Raw genomic sequence first — 18,062 nt, 5'->3', positions numbered from 1 at the left:
CGTCATATTTTAAAGGTCGTACCATTCGAACACAACCCTATTCCTGAACCGAATCTCGACGCAGGACTCGTCGAATATGTTGTCCTGCAGTATATTTGACAAAGTCAGAGAGCCTTGTTCCATCGCTCCCCAATTCCCCGCTGCACCGACTCAAAAGGCGGAGATACCGCCGTTGACGCTGACCGTCTGCCCCGTCAACCGGGCCGACCCGGGGCCGCCGAGAAAGACGATCAGCGAGGCGAGATCGTCCGGTTCGGCCACGCCCAGATGAGCCTGTGTGGCAGCCTTCTCGAACAGCGATCGACTGAACCCGTCACTCAGCACGTTGTCGGCAGTACGGGTGCCTTTGATGAGGGATGGCGTCACGGCGTTGACCCGCACACCGTTGCGCTTGGCCTCCACCGCCGCGACCCGCGTGAACATGACGATCGCGGCCATCGCCGCACCCAGAACACTCTCACCGGGAGTGGGAACCTTGGCGGCGTCCGAGGCGATGTTGACGATGCTCCCGCCCCCCTGTTCTTGCATCAGCGGAAGGACTGCGCGTGTCATCAGCATCGGCGGCAGCGACTGACCCGTGAGTATGTCGGAGAATGAGGCAGCGGGCGTCCGATGCAACAACTCCGGCCTGTAGGCAGTCGTGGTCGAGTTCACGCAGATGTCAACCGAACCCATCGCGTCGTGAGCCGCCGAAACGGTCCGCTCGACGACGGCGTTGTCCGATGCGTCCGCGGCGATGAAGTGAATTTCGACGTCGGGACACCGGTCCAGTACGGTCTGCCGGGCCTCGCTTCCCCGATGCTCGTCGCGGCCGACGAGCACCATACGCCTCACACCGGCGTCGGCGAACCCGAGAGCAGTAGCGAGCCCGACACCCGATGTGCCACCGACGATGATGGCACCGGACTCCTCGTAATTTCGGACCAGCGGGGACTGTGACATCTACTCACCTTTCATCGACGACCTCGAAGACGCCCAGAGCCGGGCGCTCGGGTCGAGGCGTTCTGCGATCTCGGAGATGCCGTGGCGATTTCCGGACCCTCAGCAACGTTTTACACTATAGACTACTTTCTATCTAGTCTTGTATCGTATGAAAGCACGTCGGGCACCGCCGATGCCCGGTGCGCTGGCCGGGTTCGCCCTTTGCGCCCAGCGGTGGCCGTGCCGACGATCTGTCAGCAAACCCTTCTTTCCCACACTCCCGGAGGTCAACGTGAACCCCATCGTCAACCGCTACACCGAACTCGTCGGGATCGATCATCCGATCGTGCAGGAAGGGCTCGGACCATTCCGGACACCCAAACTCGCTGCCGCGGTGTCGAACGCAGGAGGGCTGGGCACGGTCTCGATGCCGGGAATGCCTGCCGACCTGGCCGAGGGTGCCCGGGTGTTCCGCGACCACATCGAGGAATGTCGATCGCTGACAGACCGACCATTCGCCGTGAACATCCCGGTCGGCGTCGACGGCAACGGGGTTGTGCTGCCGTTCACCGATGTCTACATCCGCATGGTGCTCGATGCCCGTCGCGCCGATCCAGATCTGGCGCGACACCTGACCGTGCTCACGACCTCGGCGGGTTTCCCCGGCGAGTACATCGCGATGATCAAGGACGCCGGCATGATTCATCAGCACAAGGTCGGCTCCACCCGGCAGGCCGTCAAGGCGGCCGAGGCCGGTGTCGACGTCATCATCGCCGCCGGTTTCGAGATGGGCGGACACGCTCCGAGCAAAGCCGTTCACTCCTACGTTCTCGTGCCCAGCGTCACCGAAGCGGTCGACGTTCCAGTGCTCCTCACCGGCGGCGCCAGGGATGCCCGCGGCCTGGCCGCCGCTCTCGCGATGGGCGCACATGGCGTCGCGATGGGCACCCGATTCATCACCAGCACGGCCAACACGGACTGGCACCCGGCCTACCTTCAGGCACTGATCGACGCGCAGGAAGGAGACGACGTCGCCTTCGACGGCGTGTACGGACCATGCCGGGGGCTCAGGAACGCGGCATCCGCCAGACTCACAGAACACATCGGACACACGTCGAGCGACATCGTCGACGCCGTCGAGCTGACTCGATGGAAGATCGAGTCGATGCAACGCGCGCAGACCGCCGGAGACGTCCGCGATGGACTCGTCCTGGCCGGTCAGGTGGCATCGGCAATCGACGACATCATCGAGATCGCCGAATTCGTCCCGAACACCGCCGCCGGCGCTGCGCAGATCCTGCGTCGACTCGCGTCATCGCTTCCGATCCCGACTGCTTCCGCGTGACCGCCGCGACCCACGGAGACCGCCGCTGGTTACCATGTCGCTCATGTCCGATCGCGCCGGCGCGCCGACGGGTGACCCCGCAACCTCGATCGGGAGCGCTCGATCCGCCCTGATCTCGATTCTCGGCGAACTCGTAGCTCCGTACCACCAGCCGGTGCGCACCGCTGCTCTCCTCTATGCACTCACCGGGGTGGGTTTCGGCGAGTCGGCGAGTCGGCAGGCGATCGCGCGCGCGGGTGCCTCCGGTCTGATCTCCGCCGAGCGCAACGGCCGTGAGACGAAATGGGCGGTCACCGAGCGTTCGTACGAGCTCTTTCGCGAAGGTGCCGTTCGAGTGTTCCCGGACGCGTCCTCCGCCGGCCGCTGGGACGGTCGCTGGCTCGTCATCATCGTGCCGATTCCCGAATCACATCGCGCGACGCGCAAGAAGCTCTACGGCGCTCTTCGATGGGCCGGTTTCGGCAATCCCACCGCCGGAATCTGGGTCACCCCCCATGTCGATCGTCTGCCCGAAGCCCAGGCGGCGATCGAATCACTCGAATTGACCTCGAACACGATCTCGTTCGTCGGAACACCCGCTGCCGTCGGTATCCCCGAGGCCGAGCTCGTGAATCGCTCGTGGGACCTCGACAAGGTCTCGGCCGCATATGACGACCTCCGCGATCGATTCGACAACGACGAGCACCTCACCGGCAAAGACGCCCTCGTCGCCCACATCGAGCTGGTCGACGCCCTCCGGCACACGCCGTACATGGATCCGCAACTCCCTCGCGAGCTACTCCCCGACTGGCCCGGCTTCGGAGTTGTGAGCCGCCTGCAGGCACTCCGCGCCGAGCGAGCACCCGCCGCGCACGCCCATTGGCTGTCGATCGCCCGGCTCGACTGACCACCACGCCTCGACTTCAGGACACCACCAGACGGTTCTGACGTTCTACACTTCTAGACATGACCGCGCCCGAAATGTATTATTCTATGGACGCCCCGATGAGCTACGCCCTCATCCACCGCCTCCGCGTCTCCCCAGCCGAAGGACAATCGTGAGCGAACTCCATGCACCCTCGATGGCATTGCTACAAGCGGTCGCCGACGACCCGATCTCGTACGCGCAAGAATGGAAGGCCTCCCACGACCGTCTGGTGATCGGCTCGTTCCCGATGAATTTCCCGGTCGAACTCGTCCATGCGGCGCGGGCACTGCCGGTCACAATCCAGGAGAGCCGAACACCGATCACCGAAGGTCGGAGCATGCTCGCCGAGTTCTACTGCGGGTACACCCGCAGCGTCGCCGACCAGGCAGCCGTCGGCGAACTCGATGTGTTCGATGCCTTCGTGGCCGCCGACCACTGCGTCCAGTTGCTGGGGGCAGTGGATGTCATTCGATACGCGCGACCGGACACGCCAGTCCACTTCGCCCAGTTCACGAGCGCCATGGACGATGCGTGGACAAGGCCGCGGGTGGACGGCCTGATTTCGGAAGTGAGAACGCAGATCGAAACCGTGACCGGCACGACCATCGGTGATGCCGAGCTGTCGGCAAGCATCAAGGCGTACAACGGAAACCGGCAGCTCCTTCGCCACTTCTACGAACTGCGGCGGTCGGGCCGGGTCCGTATCACCGCGAGCGAGATGCAGTTGCTCGTCAAATCGAGCATGGTGATGGACATCGGCGAACACACGTCGACCCTGCAGACCATACTCGCCGAACTGTCGGTCCCGGTCGAAGAACCGAGCGACGTCGTCCGACTCCACATCTCGGGTCACTTCTGTCATGCACCTCGGCCCGAGATCCTCGACGTCATCGAGGAATCCGGAGCCATCGTCGTCGACGACGACCTCTACACCGGATATCGATACATCTCGACAGATGTCCCCGAGACGTCCGACCCGGTCACCGACCTCTCCGCGTGGTACCTCGCCCGTAATCTCAACGCTCCGTGTCCCACTCGGGTGACGAGTGAGGTCGACTGGGACACATACCTTCTGGACTCCATCGAGTCCAGTGGTGCATCGGGGGTGGTGATCCTGATGGCCAAGTTCTGCGAGCCGCACATGTTGTACTACCCCGAGCTGCGCAACGCGCTCGATAGCCGCGAGATCCCGTCCCTGCTCATCGAGACCGAACACGAAGGAATCCCGAGCGAGAAGTTGCGCACGCAGATGGAGACTTTCGTCGAGCGTATCCGCCGCCGTTCCGCCTCGGTGGCGGTCTGAACCAAGGAGAACATCGTGCAACCCGAACTGTTCCAGAGGGACAAGACCAACAAACTGACGAGCACCCGCGTCGGCGGCAAGATGACCGCGGACTACTGGGAGAACATCTTCACCGCGAAAGAGCGTGGCAAACACGTCGTCTGGTACAACGGCGCGGCCCTGAATCCGTTGTTCCAGGCTGCCGGACTGGAATGGTGTCACGGCGAAGCGTTCGCAGCCCGATTGGCGGCTCAGCATCTCGAGGAGCCCGCACAGGCCGCCGGCGCCGAATACGGCTACATCAGCGAACTGTGCTCCTACGCGCGAACGCATCTGGGGTGTGCCGTGTTGACACAGCAGAACGTCAGTGAGCGGAAATCCGGCGTGGTCGGTCTGCTGGACCAGCAGGAACTCGCCGCAAAGCTACCGGCACCGGACTTCTTCGTCAACGGCTACGCCGGCTGTAGCACCGGGCAGCAGTGGGACGCCATGACGTACCGTGTCTTCGACCGACAGCTCCCGGTCTTCAATGTCTCGCTACCGATGCTCTGGGGTAACAAGCCCGATGCCGGGTACATGCGTGGCGAGGAATGGGAGGAGGTGAGCACGTACGCCGAGGGCCAGCTTCGTGAGCTCGTCACCTTCCTGGAACATCAGACGGGCCGTCGTTTCGACTGGGATCTCCTGAGTGAGAGCATGTCCTACATCAAGAAGGCCTCGGAGCTGCGGCTGGAGGGGATGCGACTGTGCACCCAGGCCCCGACGCCCGCCACGTATTGGGATTGGGTGGCCAGTATCGCACCGATCAACTTCCTACCCGGTAATCAGGCACTGGTCGACTACTTCGCCGGAGTGAAGGCCGAGATAGAGCAGCGGCTCGCCGACAGCGTGTCCGCGGTCGCCAACGAGCGCTACCGCGTCTACTTCGACGGCATCATGAATTGGAACAAGCTCGGCTTCCTGACACGAAAGTTCGCGGAGTACGACGTCGCGGTCGTGGCAGGGCGTTACACGCACGAATCATTTTGGCAAGAACCACAACTCATAGATGTCGACAACCCGCTTCGCGGTATGGCACAGCACTACCTGCTGTGCCCGCTGAACCACGGACTGAAGAATTTGCAGGAGCTGTTGTTGCGGCGTCTCGACGAATACGCCATCGACGGGATCGCGTTTCATTCCACGCGGACCTGCCGAGCCATGACGAATCCACAGACCATGCTGGCCAGGACCGCCGAGCGCGAACGCGGTGTCAAGTCATTCTTCTTCGAAGGAGATGTCGCCGACGCCTCCTTCTACAATGACGAGCTCTTCGACAGTCGCCTCGAGGCGATGCTCGAGGCGATCGATGTGCAACGCACGAGGACTCTGGCCTGATGTCCTGGTACGTGATGGGTGTCGATCTCGGGTCGACGACCGCCAAGGCCGCCGTCGTCGACGAGGACGGTGCGCTCGTCGGATCGAGTGTCGTCCAGATGGGCGCGGTCAGTCGCGAAGCGGTTGCTCGAGCCATGGATGGCGCACTGGCTGCTGCGCGCGTGGAGACGCGCGAAATCAGACGCACGATCAGCACCGGATACGGACGCAAGCTCGTCCCGGGCGCCGACCGTTCGTTCACCGAGATCACCTGTCATGCACGCGGAGCGGCCGCCATGCATCCCGGAGTGCGGCTGGTGATCGACATCGGCGGGCAGGACAGCAAGGTCATCGCGGTCGACGATGACGGGCTCGTGGACCGTTTCGCCATGAACGATCGGTGTGCGAGCGGGACCGGACGCTTCTTCGATGTCCTCGCACGTGCGCTGGAGGTTGATGTCGACGATGTCGGCCGTCTGGCCATGTCCGGGACCGACGGTCTCGAGGTGAGCAGCATGTGTGCGACTTTCGCCGAGACGGAGGTCATCTCGATGCTGGCACAGGGGCGGGCGAAGGCCGATATCGCCGCATCCGTACACAAGGCCGTGGCCGCTCGAACGCTGGGTCTCGTGGCACAGGTGGGCAAGGCGACACCCACCGTGATGACCGGTGGGGTTGCCCGCAACGAAGCCGCCCGTCACTACATCGAAAAGGCGCTTCGCCACTCGATCGAGCTGTTGCCGCAGCCACAGATCGCCGGCGCATATGGCGCGGGACTGCTGGCACGCGACGAGTACCAGGGCTCGGTCGGCCATTCGGTCGTGCGGGACTCGGCGGCGAAAAGTCAACTCACCGATCGCGCATCCACTGGTGTCCCGCGGTGCGAGGGCTTCGACGGCAGCCACGAACACCACCACGAACCCGTTCGGTTGACGCTACGGAATCCTGCGTGAAGCCCATCGGTCTCGAGGATTCCACGGTCTTCGTCGTGGCAGGCGACACCGCAATCGGCCGGCTGGTCGCTCTCCATTTCGTTCGGGCCGGTTCACAGAGGATCGGCATCCTTGGTTCTGATGCCACCCGGGCCGAGGCTGCGGCGCAAGCGGTCTTCGCCGCCGCGTCGGGAATGTGGGCTGTCGCGGCGGCCGGCGACCTGTCGTCGCACTCCGATGCTCAACGCATGGTTGCCGAACTCTCCGCCGCACTCGGTGACGCCGACGTCGTGGTCAATTGTCAGCCGGATTCGAACGAGGTGGTCGGCGATGTTGTCAGGCGGGCGATGGTGGACCGAGGCGACGCGGTTCTTGTCGCGGTGGGCTCTCGGGACACCGAACCGACCGTTGAAGATGCCCGAATCCGCACGGTGGCACGGGAAGCCGGATGCCCACCGGAGGAACTGGCCGCAGCCATGGTGAAGGCTGCACGCGAGGCGCGCGAATACATCACCGCGAGGAGCAATTCGTCGCATGCGGATTCGGATCAACCGTCCTGAACCTGGGCTCGCGGTCAGTGGCTCCTCGGGCCGGTCCGGCCCTTTGATTTGGCCGCGTTCATCATGTGGGCCCACCGCAACGAGGACTGGACCAAGCAGCAGAAAGCCCGAGTGGACCGACACTGTGCGATGTCGCTATAGGCGCTCCTTTCATACTCTGCACGCGATATCGGCCGCAACGGTCCAGAGGGCGTCGACTCGCCACCAAACCCCGCCATCCGGTGATCACATTGCACCAAAAGCGCCTTCTCAGAGCACCACATGCGTGATGATTGTTGCTATGTCACGGCCTATCCACGTGGTCGTTCTCGGCGCCGGGTCGTGGGGAACGACCGTGGCATCGCTCGCTGCTCGCAACACACCGACACTGCTGTGGGCCAGAGATTCGGACACCGTTGCCGAGATCAACCAGAATCGTCGAAACAGTCGTTACCTCGGCGACGTTGAACTTGCCCCGGCGCTCCGGGCCAGCAACGACATCCACGAGGCCGCGCACTCCGCCGATGTCCTCGTGGTGGGCGTGCCGTCGGTGGCGGTGCGCGAAACACTCGCCACCATTGCCGAGGATCTGCGCGCGTGGGTGCCCGTAGTGTCCCTGGCCAAGGGGCTGGAGCCGGGCACCAGAATGCGCCCCACCCAGGTTGTCACCGACGCACTTCCGGGCCACCCTGTTGCGCTACTCGCCGGCCCCAACATCGCCGGTGAGATTGCGCGGGGATACGCCGCGGCCGCCGTGGTCGCCACCGAAGACGAGAACATCGCCACGGCCCTACACCCTCTCTTCGCGTCCGGAGTCTTCCGCCTGTACAACAACGACGATGTGTTGGGCTGCGAGTTGGGCGGGATCCTCAAGAACATCATCGCCATCGCGTCCGGGATGGCCGACGGACTCGGTGTCGGAGACAACACGCGTGCGATGGTCCTGACACGTGGGCTCGCCGAGATAACGAGGTTGGGTGTGGCGATGGGCGCCGACCCGCGCACCTTTGCCGGACTCACCGGTGTGGGCGATCTGATGGCGACCTGCATGAGTCCGCGGTCGCGCAATCGCCGAGCCGGCGAACTACTCGCGTCGGGAAAGACCCCTGCGCAGGCGGCTGAGTTGTTGGGGCAGGTCGCCGAAGGCATCAAGACCGCACCAATCGTGATGGAGCTGGCGCGAGAGTTCGACGTGGCCATGCCGATCTGCTCCGAGGTCGACTCCGTCGTCGCAGAACGCAGCAGCGCGACCGACGCCTACCGTGGCCTCCATCGGATGCTGCCCGACGGTGGCCACGAGGCGCACTGATCAGTTTGCCGCAGAACCGATTCGATCGGTGACCCACTCGATGAGATCCGCGATCACCTGTTGGCGATTGGTCTCGTTGAGAATCTCGTGCCGCGCGTCGGGATAAACACGGGTGGTGACGTCGGTGACCCCTGCTGCTCGCAGACGCTCCACCAGCGGATGGAACAGCGCCAGCCCTCCATTCACCGGATCCTTGTCTCCGACGGCAAGATAGAACGGCAGTTCCGGGCGTATCCCGGCGACGACCTCGGCATCACCCAGGGCCCGAGATCCGACGAACATGCTGCGCGCCGCTCCGGTATCGAGGCCGAAGCCACACAGTGGGTCCTCGATATACGCATCGACCATCGAGTCATCGCGGCTGAGCCAGTCGTAGTCCGTGCGCGGAGGTTGGAACCCGGCGTTGAACATCGCCAGATCCAGAGGCGCGTCGAGATCGAGCGCCGGCTCCAGAAGGTCGAGCGCGGCCGTACCGGTCAGCGCGATGGCGTCGTGACTCGTGCTGTCTTTCAGCAAGTATTGCAGAGAGGCGAAGGAACCCATGCTGTGCCCGACGAGAACGAGTTTGCGGCCGGGTTCGTGTTGGCGCACCAGTCGAGCGAAGTCCCCGATGTCGTCAACCAGGTCCCCCCAACCGTCCTCGCCGATCTCGCCGGGCGTACCTGTTCCGATGCTGCGACCGTGTCCGCGCTGGTCGTAGCCGTAGACGACAAGGCCGGCCGAGGTGAAGGCGTCGATGACGTGTTGATAGCGGCCCAGATGCTCCCCCATGCCATGCATGAGTTGCACCGCGGCTACTGGCTGTCCCGTGGGCTCCCATTTCTGTGCGGCGAGTTCGACCCCCGCGTGGTCGGTGAAGGTGAACCGTGTGGTGGTCAAGCTCATTCACGTCCTAACTTGTTGAGGTAGGTGATGTTCGCGTCTACTGGTTGGCACACGACCGAACCGTCCGAGGGTGCGCCGAGAACTCGCTCGCCGAGTCGGCCGATTCGCTCGCGCACCAGCCGGACCTCCTCATCGAAGTCGTGTCGTCGCTGAGCGAGATCGCCCGCAGGCGAATAGAACAGACCACGACGGCGAGCGAGTTTGATAGCGGTGCGGAACATTTCGGTCGACGTCGACTCTTCACTGAGGTTCCGACGCTGCAGCGCCCACTGTCTCGAACGAACCAAACACCTTTCGATGAACCAACTTTCGTCGATCTCGGAGGCGTCTCCGAGATCGACAAGCTGGCTGGCCACCACTGCGTACGCCTCGATGAACGGACGAAGCACAAGCGGTGCGAGCAGAAGATCGGCGCTCGCCAGCGCTGCCGAGGCGGTATCGCTGTCGAGTGTCGCCAGTTTCGCCCCATCGGCACCCGGCAGAATCTCCAACTCGCGCTGGAGCGACTCGACGAACTTATCGCGCCCAGCGAAGAAGAACTCGAACTTCAGCATGTCGCGCAACCCAAGCGCGCAATCGATCACACTCGAGTCGGACTGTTCACTGAGCGCCTGGAGCGCAACCTCGAGGATCGCGCGCTCGACCAGAGCGTGGATGGCACTGTTACGGTATATCGCCGCGACAAGGTGCTGGGATGGCTCGATCGACCACACGGTGGTGTCACCTTGGAAACTCGTCAGCACAGCCGAACGATCCAGATCTTGGAGCGCCCGCCGGACGGTCGAACGATCTGTCAGATTGGCGGCACCGGCCGTCGGCCAGTTCCGGGCGGCGAGATAGTTCGCCAGGGGAGCGACGGTACGGATGACCTCGTCGAGAGTCAGCGCGCGGTCTGCGGCCAGCAGCGCGATGCACACAGCTGCGGTCGGTGTGATCGGAGTGGCGGTGTTGATGTTGTGCGACACCTCGACAGCAACCCGCTCGATCGCGGTGGACTCCGCGGACTCGTCCCTCAGCTGATGCAGCCGGGTACCGAGCTCGATCGGCTCTCCGATGTCGATATAGATGCGTCCCAGTCGATCTCGGAGACCGCGGAGATATCCGACGAACCAGGACAGGTCTTCTGGGGTCTTTCCCTGGCCGCGCGCCTCGGCGGTCATCAGCTCCGCCTCGTGTGCCGGCAACTGATCGTAGAGAAGGGATACGGGGACCAACAGGACGTCGGACGACCCTTCCTGCATATCCACCGCGTCGGCCACGTATCGAAGCAGACCCAGTCGCGGGGGTCGCAGTTTGCCCGTCCGGGACCGACCGCCCTCGATCGACCAGATCATGTTGGCCCGGTCCGCGACCAGCTGCCGCATGAAGCGCCGCAACGCCAACTTGTACACGGGCGCATCCGACGTGGTTCGGCGGATGTGCACGATCCCGGTTCGACGCGCAATCGTGCCGAGTGGGAAGAAGTTGAGGTTGGCACCGGCGAATCCGAACGGAGCGCGCACCCCGAGTTCGGTCAACGCGCTCGGGAATGCCCACTCATCCAAGTAGGACCGATGCGAGATCAGGAACACCAGGGAGTGTTCACGATCGAGCGCCCGCAGGTTGGCGATGGCCTCCTCGTCGACGAGTCGGTCGAATCCGCGCAGCATCCACCGTCCCAGCCGATGCCATTGGGTGAGCACCGCGTCACTGTGACTCGCCGCCATCTCGCCCAGGTGCTCATGGACCTCGCTGAGGACCTCCTCGAGTGGAACATTCAGGCGCGCAGCGAGTTCAGCGGCCTCATTGTTGAAATCCGAATCGTCGAGAACGGCGCGAACAATCGGCGGATCAGCGCGGCGGCCCGTCAGGTTGCCGACGATCTTCCTGAATGGGATCGAGGTGCGTGTCATTGAGCCTTGGCCCCCGTCTGCGTCAGAGCGACAGTCGTCGCGGCGGTGCCATCCTCAGGCCAGTTCTCGAGGGTCTCGACATAGAGATCATGAACCTCACGGACGGTGCGATCGATATCCGACTTCTGAAAGCCCACCGTCGGGATCGGCTCGTGAACGACAACCTGAACCGTTCCGTTGCGGGTCGTCTTGGCGTTGCGCCACATCAGTTCACCCGCATTGCGGATCACCACCGGCACAATCGGGACCCCAGCCTGCGAGGCGAGGTGAAACGCACCCTTCTTGAACTCACCGACCTGGGGAGTGAGCGACCGGGTTCCCTCGGGGGAGATCACGATCGACACGCCGTCATCGAGACGCCGCTTCGCCTCGGCCATCGCGTCCCTCGCCCGTTCCGAATCACCCCGATCCACGAAGGCGAACTCGGCCATCGTCAAGATCTGACCCAGCACTGGAACATCAGCGAGTTCGCGCTTGGCGACAGCGGTGAAACCTCCCCGCAACAGCCACGTCGTGACCAACAGATCGATCAGCGAGCTCTGATGGTTGATCAGGAACACGGCGGGCCGGTGCGACCACGCGTTCTTCTCTCCGATCACCTCGACGTCGACGTCGCCCAGAGCTGAGGCCAATTGCGCAAACAGTGAAGTGGCAAAGTCAATTCCGCGTCGTCGGCGGCCGGTGAGCACGCCGATCGCTACACCTGCCACACTCGATCCGACCAGCGCGCCGTACATCGCGGCCGTCCTCACCGCTGGCAACGGATTCAATCGGCCAGTACCCCTACGCATTTCAATGGTGGGCCAGTCACGCTCATTGGCGACCCGCGCAAGATCATCCTGCGGGTTCACCACCCGTGCCTTGCCGACCGCCGCGAGGAACGGCACATCTTCGTCCCCGTTTGCGTACGCGTAGGACTTGGCGAGGTTGATCCCGGCGTTCTGGGCAAATTCTTTCACCGCGTCGGCCTTGCCCTCACCCCACGGTGGCCGACCTGCCACCCGACCGGTGAGCACGCCGTCGTGTTCCTCCAACTCGGTGCACAACACGTGATCGACGCCGATTTCTCGGGCCAGCGGAGCAACCTGAAGCCTTGTGGCCGACGTCGCGATCACAATAGTGTGACCGCGGCGTTGGTGCGCCTTCACCAATCGCCATGCTTCGTGGAACAACTGGCCCGCGATTCCTTGCGCGAAGAGACGCTCGCCGAGTTCCTCGATGTCGGAGGCCTGTCGTCCCTCCCACCCGGCCACGCCCGTGCTGAGTAGCCGGCCGAACTGCTCCTCGGACATCGTGGGACCGAGCATGGTTCTGACAGTGGACACCAGTTCGGGCACACCCACCTCGAAGTTCCGCAACCTCTCCGAATAGAGCGCCTCAGCCGAGTAGCCATCGATCAGCGTGCCGTCGAAGTCAAAGAAGGCCGCGACCTTGGGTCCGGCCGGAGATCGGCGGATTTCTTGGAGCTCGTCATCGAGCGTCATGCTGGTCTCGCTTTCGTGCGGGGCTCGAAAATGCTCCCGCGTGCATATCGTCTTGCTATATTTGGTCCAACCATACTATTTGGAGACCTTAGATGGAACATTTTCGCGAAGTGAGTGACGAAGCCAACGACTGGGGTGGTCCCGCGCAGATGTCGGCGTGGGAGGCCCTGATGTGGCGCGCCGAGACGGATCGTCGGACCAGGTCCACCGGCATGCTGCTCGAGACGCTCGACAGCGAACCCGATTGGCACAGGTTCAGGGAGGCCGTCGCGCGAACCGCGCAGAGAATCCCGCGGCTGCGGGACCGGGTGGTCGAACCGAGTATCCCGGTGGTCCAGCCAGTATGGTCACCGTACGCGGCATTCGACGTCGCCGATCATGTCCGTCGGGTTCCGATCTCGGCGCCGGGCACGCATCGCCAGCTGCTCGAGCAATGCGAAGTCGAATGGGACCGGGTCATGGATCGCTCGAAGCCGCCGTGGGAGGTCATCCTCTTCACCGGCCTCGAAGACGGCAAAGCGGCCATGGGATTCCGCTGTCATCACAGTCTGTCCGACGGTATGGGCCTGATCCAACTCCTACGACTCGCCCATGTCAGTGGCGGGCGAACCGCACCCGCGGCGCAACACCCTCGACGGGGGTTCACCACCGGCGGACTGATGGTCGACGCCGCACGGTCGGCGTTGAACCCGGCCAACGCACTCAAGCTCACGCGCACCGGGGTGGGCACAGCGGTCCACACCGCAGCCAATCCCATCGAGTCGATCGGGAGCGCGTCACGCTATGTCCGCTCGCTTACCCGAATGCTGCAGAATCCCGAGGGAGATGTCTCCGCGGTCCTGTCGACCCGGAGCTCGGGGCACCGATTGTCCACGCTCGACATACCACTGCACGAACTGAAGGCCGCGAGCGCAGCAGTCGGCGGGTCGGTCAACGACGCGTTTGTCGCCGCCATCCTCGGAGGCGTTCGCCGATACCACGAACTCGTCGGCGAGGTCGCCTCCGAGCGTGTCGTGGTCGCGATGCCCGTGAGCCTGCGTCGTGAGAACGATCCGCTCGGCGGAAACAGATTCGCGGGCATCCGTTTCGCCGCTCCGGGAGCCGAGCACGACCCGGCCGTGCGGATACACACCGTCCGCGAACACGTCCTGCGGGCGCGTGAAGAACCCGCCATCGGCTTTCTGGATCAACTGTCCCCCGCACTGACCAGGCTCCCGACCCCACTCATCATTGAACTCTCGGCAAATCTGACCGCCAGTTCCGACGTGCAGATCTCCAACATCCGAGGACTGACGGAGTCGGTGAGCTTGGCCGGCGCACAGGTGACCCGCACCTATCCGCTCGGACCCCGTCCAGGTGTGGCGATGATGGTCGCGATGATCACCTACGGTGATGTGTGCTGCTTGGGAATCAACGTTGACCCGCAGTGCTTTCCAGACGCGGATACCTTCGAGAAGGCACTCACCGAAGGATTCGACGAAGTGCTGGCCCTGACCGCGGAGGACTCCCGATGACGAGAACAGATCCCGAATCCGCCAACGTCGACGAGCGAATTCGAGTTGCCGAGGGCGTCGCATATCGTGCGTACGGCGCGTCAGGTCGGGACCGCTACATCACGGTCGATGGCGGAGTCGGCCACCTCCGTGTCCGGGTCAGGGAATTCGGTCCAGTGGACGACCCGATCCCGGTACTGCTGCTGCACGGCATAGCGTCCGCGAACGTTCTCGCGGCGCCCCTGCTCCCCTATCTGGCGGATCGGCGCGTCATCGCGCTCGACTGGCCCGGCCATGGCTTATCCGACGCGCACGTCTTGTCCAAGACGATTGCCCTGCGCGCGCACGTGTACGCGGTGATCGACTCCGCGCTCGACGCTCTCGACGTCGAGCAGGTCGACATCGTCGGCCACTCGCTCGGTGGACAGTTCTCGCTCTACTCCGCGCTGGACAACCCGGCACGTATTCGCCGGGTCGCGCTGCTCGGTGCGCCTGGCGCCTCGCTCGGTGGGGTGACCCCGATCCCGACGATGCGCATTCTGGCCGTGCCTCGAGTGGGGCCGAAACTGTTGTCGATGCCGATGTCGGACAGGGCCTTCCAACGCAACAATGATCTCACCCTGGGAGCGGGGGCACTCCGCGAGGCCGCCCCAGAACTTGTCACAGCCTTGCGCTCGATCGCGGATCGCACCGCCAACGCGGCGAGCATCGCGAGCTACTTCCGCGCACTCATCCGGTGGTCGGTGCGATCCGAGGTGCAGTTGAGGGGTACCGACCTATCCCGGATTCAGCAGAAGGTTCTGATGATCTGGGGCGAAGGAGACATCTTCCTCACGCCCGGTGCCGCCGCCAACTCGATAGTCGCCGTCCCGGACAATCGACTCGTGACGATCACCGGCGCCGGACACGCGCCGTGGTTGCAGGCGCTCGAGACGGCCGGCACCGCCCTGACCGAGCATCTCGGTGGCCCTACAGGGACTGCGGTCGACAGCGACTGAAATTTTCCATACACCGGGTCTGTCGACGTGACTCACCACTCACGCGTTGTCGCGCAGAACGTGCTTGAGCACCTTGCCGGTTGTGTTGCGCGGAAGCTCGTCGAGGATTCGGAGTTCTCGCGGCAGTTTGTATCGGGCCAACTTCGCCGTCAAGAAATCGCGCATCTCATCGAGTTCGATGCGCGCGTCCGGCTCCGGCACCACCACGGCGACGACCCGCTCACCCCACTCGTCATCGGGTACCCCGATGACGGCGACCTCACGCACTCCCGGATGCCCATACAGTGCGTTCTCCACCTCGGCCGGATAGACGTTCTCACCGCCGCTGATCACCATGTCCTTGAGACGATCGCAGATGTAGAAAAACCCTTCGGGGTCCCGGTAAGCGACATCACCTGTCCGCAGCCACCCACCCGGAAGGTGGGCGTCGGCTGTCGCCTCCGGAAGATTCCAGTAGCCGGGGGATACAGTGTCTCCCCGAACGCACAACTCTCCCGGCACATCCACGTCCTCGAGATCGTTGCCGTCGAAATCGATCAGCTTGACCTCATTGAGCATGCCGGCCGTTCCGCAGGAACCGAGTTTGTCGAGTGCACGCTCTGTCCCCAGGAAGGTCGCGCCCGTCGCCGCCTCGGTGAGGCCCCAGCACTGACTGACGGGCACATGACGATCTTGAAAGGTTCGCAGCAGGTGTTCGGGAACGGGAGCCGCTCCGGCGACGATGATCTCGATCGTCGACAGGTCGCTGCGCGCGAAATCGCAGTGTTGGGTGAGGTAGAGCATCATCGTCGGAACCAGGAAAAGCGATGTCACACTGTACTTCTCCACGTCGCGCAACAGGTGCGCCGCATCGAACTGTGCGTGCAAAATGATGTGGCCACCGGCCATCAGCACCGGGAGCGTCATGACGCACATCCCGCCGGAGTGGAACAGCGGTGCGGACGTGAGCGCGACGTGGCCACCGTGGTAGCCGACGCTGAGCATCCAGTTCACGTTGTTGGTCCAGAAGTTCCGGTGGGTCAAGATCGCCCCCTTGGGGCGGCCGGTGGTACCTGACGTGTAGAGAATGGCGGCCGGCGAATCCGGGTCGACGACGACCTCGTCCGCGTTGTCGCGTGGGTGCGCATCAAGGTCGCAGAAATCCCACCCACTCCGCATCTCGGTGAGAGTGATGCGAGCCTTCACCGACAACTCTCCCGAGATAGTGTCGACCAGATCGAGGTGTTCCGCGCCGGAAATGATCACCGAACTCCCGGAATCGCTCATCTGATAGGCGATTTCGTCTCCAGACAAGCGGAAGTTGAGAGGCACGAACACCGCACCCAGCCGAGCGGTGGCGAACAGCGACACCAGGAATGACGGATGGTTGAAGCCGAGATAGGCGACACGGTCGCCCACACCGACACCTCGAGATCGAAGAAAAGTTGCGAGCCGCTCAACACGGGACTGAAGGTCGGCGTATGTCCAGGTGGTGCCGTCGAACGTGATCGCAGGGCGCTGCGGATCTCGTGTCGCGCGTCGATGCAGCCAGGTCGCCAAAGCCTGTGCGTCCAATGGTCCTCCAGATCAACTACATTGTCGGTGGCTCAGTTGACGGAATCAACGAGCGCGAGTACGCGCTGCGCCTGCTTCAGGTGCGGTAGGTCCAGCATCTTGCCGTCCAGCGCGACGGTTCCGACATCGCCGGAGAAGGCCTCGACGACGCGGTGGGCGAACTCCACCTCGTCGGCGGACGGCGTGAACGCGGCGTTGATCGTGTCGACTTGCGCGGGGTGGATCGCGATACGTCCGCTGAAGCCCTCCACCCGTGCCCGACGCGATGACTCGGCGAGCCCGTTGTCGTCGCGGATGTCGACATACAAGGTCTCGACCGCCTCGGCGTTCGCCGCGCGCGCTGCCATCAGCGTCAGCGACCGCACCATCTGGTAGGTCGAGGCCCATTCACCGGACGGCGCGACGTTCGTTGATGCACCCAGTGCCGCGCTGAGATCTTCTGCACCCCAGGTCAGTCCGTACAGTCGGGAGATCGCCGCATCGGCGAAGTCACCGAGCCGGAACGGGGCGATGGGGGTCTCGGTGGCCACGGGAAGAACACGGATACTGTCTGCAGCGATTCCGTTCGCGGATTCGAGCGCCTCCAAATAGTGATGCACACGCCGCACATCCGCAGGACCGTCGATCTTCGGAATCATGATGCCCGCCGGCACCGCGGGCACCACCGCCGCCAGATCGGCGAGTGCATGCTCGGTGCCGAGCGGATTGACGCGCACCCACAATTGCGGGCACCGGGTTTCACCGAGCTGGGCGACGATGAACTCCGACACCAGTTGCCGCGCCAACGGCTTGCGGCCGCCACTCACCGCGTCTTCGAGATCGAGGATCACCGCATCCGCCGTGGACTCGGCGACCTTGCCGAGCTTCTTCTCACTGTCACCGGGAACGAACAGAAAGGATCTGATCGGCGCGGTCATTCCTGCGGCCTCTTCCGCTGGAGTCCGGTTCGCTTACACGAGGCGACCAACTCCTCGTCCTGGTTGAACGCCTGGTGCAGGAACGTCACGATCCCCTGGTCGGGACGCGACTTCGACTCGCGCAACTCCAGCACCTCCGTGACCACGTGGATGGTGTCCCCGTGGAACAGCGGCTTCGGGAATCTGACCTCGTCCCATCCCAGATTCGCCACTGCGGTGCCCAACGTCGTATCACCCACGGAGATGCC

17 protein-coding genes are annotated in these 18,062 nt (G+C 63.7%); 10 read left to right on the top strand and 7 right to left on the bottom strand.

The features are described from left to right. Positions 1-150: 150 nt before the first annotated feature. Complete coding sequence (locus GORHZ_RS12870) at positions 151-942, bottom strand: SDR family NAD(P)-dependent oxidoreductase (RefSeq protein WP_006333657.1); 792 nt, start codon at positions 940-942, stop codon at positions 151-153. Positions 943-1,090: 148 nt separating this feature from the next. Here GORHZ_RS12870 and GORHZ_RS12865 point away from each other — a divergent pair, with 148 nt between their 5' ends. The 7 genes from GORHZ_RS12865 (at position 1,091) to GORHZ_RS12835 (ending at position 8,591) form a co-directional block, all read left to right on the top strand. Beyond that, positions 1,091-2,266: an NAD(P)H-dependent flavin oxidoreductase gene (locus GORHZ_RS12865; protein ID WP_245551408.1), complete on the top strand. Its 1,176-nt coding sequence runs from the start codon at positions 1,091-1,093 to the stop codon at positions 2,264-2,266. Between the two features lie 34 nt (positions 2,267-2,300). Continuing rightward, on the top strand, positions 2,301-3,152 hold the full coding sequence (locus tag GORHZ_RS12860) for a PaaX family transcriptional regulator (RefSeq protein ID WP_006333655.1): 852 nt from the start codon (positions 2,301-2,303) through the stop codon (positions 3,150-3,152). A 151-nt stretch (positions 3,153-3,303) separates the two neighbouring features. Further along, positions 3,304-4,476 carry a 2-hydroxyacyl-CoA dehydratase subunit D gene (locus GORHZ_RS12855; RefSeq protein ID WP_006333654.1) on the top strand — a complete coding sequence of 391 codons (1,173 nt, stop codon included), beginning with the start codon at positions 3,304-3,306 and terminating at the stop codon, positions 4,474-4,476. Positions 4,477-4,491: 15 nt separating this feature from the next. After that, positions 4,492-5,832 (top strand): 2-hydroxyacyl-CoA dehydratase subunit D, encoded by a 1,341-nt coding sequence (locus tag GORHZ_RS12850; RefSeq protein ID WP_006333649.1) that lies wholly within the window; start codon positions 4,492-4,494, stop codon positions 5,830-5,832. Further along, the gene (locus GORHZ_RS12845) at positions 5,832-6,764 is read left to right on the top strand and encodes an acyl-CoA dehydratase activase (protein WP_006333647.1); all 933 of its coding nucleotides are present in this window, start codon (positions 5,832-5,834) and stop codon (positions 6,762-6,764) included. The genes GORHZ_RS12850 and GORHZ_RS12845 overlap by 1 nt, the downstream gene beginning before the upstream one ends. Further along, a complete protein-coding gene (locus tag GORHZ_RS29510) occupies positions 6,761-7,303 on the top strand; it encodes an SDR family NAD(P)-dependent oxidoreductase (RefSeq protein ID WP_006333645.1) in 543 nt (180 codons plus the stop codon). The genes GORHZ_RS12845 and GORHZ_RS29510 overlap by 4 nt, the downstream gene beginning before the upstream one ends. Before the next feature lie 280 nt (positions 7,304-7,583). Further along, positions 7,584-8,591, top strand: coding sequence for an NAD(P)H-dependent glycerol-3-phosphate dehydrogenase (locus tag GORHZ_RS12835; protein ID WP_006333641.1), 1,008 nt, complete (start codon positions 7,584-7,586; stop codon positions 8,589-8,591). Here the strand turns inward: GORHZ_RS12835 and GORHZ_RS12830 are convergent, their stop codons facing one another. Next, the gene (locus GORHZ_RS12830) at positions 8,592-9,476 is read right to left on the bottom strand and encodes an alpha/beta fold hydrolase (RefSeq protein ID WP_006333632.1); all 885 of its coding nucleotides are present in this window, start codon (positions 9,474-9,476) and stop codon (positions 8,592-8,594) included. After that, positions 9,473-11,182, bottom strand: coding sequence for a 1-acyl-sn-glycerol-3-phosphate acyltransferase (locus GORHZ_RS12825; RefSeq protein ID WP_157205161.1), 1,710 nt, complete (start codon positions 11,180-11,182; stop codon positions 9,473-9,475). Before GORHZ_RS12825 ends, GORHZ_RS12830 begins: the two co-directional genes overlap by 4 nt. Before the next feature lie 15 nt (positions 11,183-11,197). Here GORHZ_RS12825 and GORHZ_RS30825 point away from each other — a divergent pair, with 15 nt between their 5' ends. Next, the gene (locus tag GORHZ_RS30825; protein ID WP_157205160.1) at positions 11,198-11,371 is read left to right on the top strand and encodes a hypothetical protein; all 174 of its coding nucleotides are present in this window, start codon (positions 11,198-11,200) and stop codon (positions 11,369-11,371) included. Here the strand turns inward: GORHZ_RS30825 and GORHZ_RS12820 are convergent. Then, the gene (locus tag GORHZ_RS12820) at positions 11,365-12,852 is read right to left on the bottom strand and encodes an HAD-IB family hydrolase (RefSeq protein ID WP_006333629.1); all 1,488 of its coding nucleotides are present in this window, start codon (positions 12,850-12,852) and stop codon (positions 11,365-11,367) included. The two genes, GORHZ_RS30825 and GORHZ_RS12820, sit on opposite strands and share 7 nt — an antisense overlap. 110 nt (positions 12,853-12,962) lie before the next feature. Here GORHZ_RS12820 and GORHZ_RS12815 point away from each other — a divergent pair, with 110 nt between their 5' ends. Further along, the gene (locus tag GORHZ_RS12815) at positions 12,963-14,366 is read left to right on the top strand and encodes a wax ester/triacylglycerol synthase domain-containing protein (RefSeq protein WP_169330668.1); all 1,404 of its coding nucleotides are present in this window, start codon (positions 12,963-12,965) and stop codon (positions 14,364-14,366) included. Beyond that, entirely contained in the window at positions 14,363-15,343 is a 981-nt protein-coding gene (locus GORHZ_RS29505; protein ID WP_006333627.1) for an alpha/beta fold hydrolase, read from the top strand. The genes GORHZ_RS12815 and GORHZ_RS29505 overlap by 4 nt, the downstream gene beginning before the upstream one ends. Before the next feature lie 39 nt (positions 15,344-15,382). Here the strand turns inward: GORHZ_RS29505 and GORHZ_RS12805 are convergent, their stop codons facing one another. The 3 genes from GORHZ_RS12805 to GORHZ_RS12795 all read right to left on the bottom strand — a co-directional run. Next, positions 15,383-16,882, bottom strand: a complete 1,500-nt coding sequence (locus tag GORHZ_RS12805; RefSeq protein WP_245551412.1) for an acyl-CoA synthetase — start codon at positions 16,880-16,882, stop codon at positions 15,383-15,385. A gap of 47 nt (positions 16,883-16,929) precedes the next feature. After that, positions 16,930-17,814, bottom strand: a complete 885-nt coding sequence (locus GORHZ_RS12800) for an HpcH/HpaI aldolase/citrate lyase family protein (protein ID WP_006333622.1) — start codon at positions 17,812-17,814, stop codon at positions 16,930-16,932. Then, the coding region (locus GORHZ_RS12795; RefSeq protein ID WP_006333621.1) for a MaoC family dehydratase at positions 17,811-18,062 on the bottom strand (252 nt) is incomplete at its 5' end. The genes GORHZ_RS12795 and GORHZ_RS12800, both read right to left, overlap by 4 nt.

The sequence above is a fragment of the Gordonia rhizosphera NBRC 16068 genome (genome assembly GCF_000298195.1).
GTDB classification, from domain to species: Bacteria; Actinomycetota; Actinomycetes; order Mycobacteriales; family Mycobacteriaceae; genus Gordonia; species Gordonia rhizosphera.
Note: the sequence above shows the minus strand (reverse complement) of the source record. Positions and strands in the feature narration are given on the sequence as shown.

What these genes read in the sequence shown, in the direction of transcription:
- GORHZ_RS12830 (WP_006333632.1), bottom strand. Translation starts at nt 9,476, where the DNA reads ATGAGCTTGACCACCACACGGTTCACCTTCACCGACCACGCGGGGGTC.
- GORHZ_RS12870 (WP_006333657.1), bottom strand. Translation starts at nt 942, where the DNA reads ATGTCACAGTCCCCGCTGGTCCGAAATTACGAGGAGTCCGGTGCCATC.
- GORHZ_RS30825 (WP_157205160.1), top strand. Translation starts at nt 11,198, where the DNA reads ATGGACCTCGCTGAGGACCTCCTCGAGTGGAACATTCAGGCGCGCAGC.
- GORHZ_RS12845 (WP_006333647.1), top strand. Translation starts at nt 5,832, where the DNA reads ATGTCCTGGTACGTGATGGGTGTCGATCTCGGGTCGACGACCGCCAAG.
- GORHZ_RS12825 (WP_157205161.1), bottom strand. Translation starts at nt 11,182, where the DNA reads ATGGCGGCGAGTCACAGTGACGCGGTGCTCACCCAATGGCATCGGCTG.
- GORHZ_RS12820 (WP_006333629.1), bottom strand. Translation starts at nt 12,852, where the DNA reads ATGACGCTCGATGACGAGCTCCAAGAAATCCGCCGATCTCCGGCCGGA.
- GORHZ_RS12860 (WP_006333655.1), top strand. Translation starts at nt 2,301, where the DNA reads ATGTCGCTCATGTCCGATCGCGCCGGCGCGCCGACGGGTGACCCCGCA.
- GORHZ_RS29505 (WP_006333627.1), top strand. Translation starts at nt 14,363, where the DNA reads ATGACGAGAACAGATCCCGAATCCGCCAACGTCGACGAGCGAATTCGA.
- GORHZ_RS12800 (WP_006333622.1), bottom strand. Translation starts at nt 17,814, where the DNA reads ATGACCGCGCCGATCAGATCCTTTCTGTTCGTTCCCGGTGACAGTGAG.
- GORHZ_RS12865 (WP_245551408.1), top strand. Translation starts at nt 1,091, where the DNA reads ATGAAAGCACGTCGGGCACCGCCGATGCCCGGTGCGCTGGCCGGGTTC.
- GORHZ_RS12835 (WP_006333641.1), top strand. Translation starts at nt 7,584, where the DNA reads ATGTCACGGCCTATCCACGTGGTCGTTCTCGGCGCCGGGTCGTGGGGA.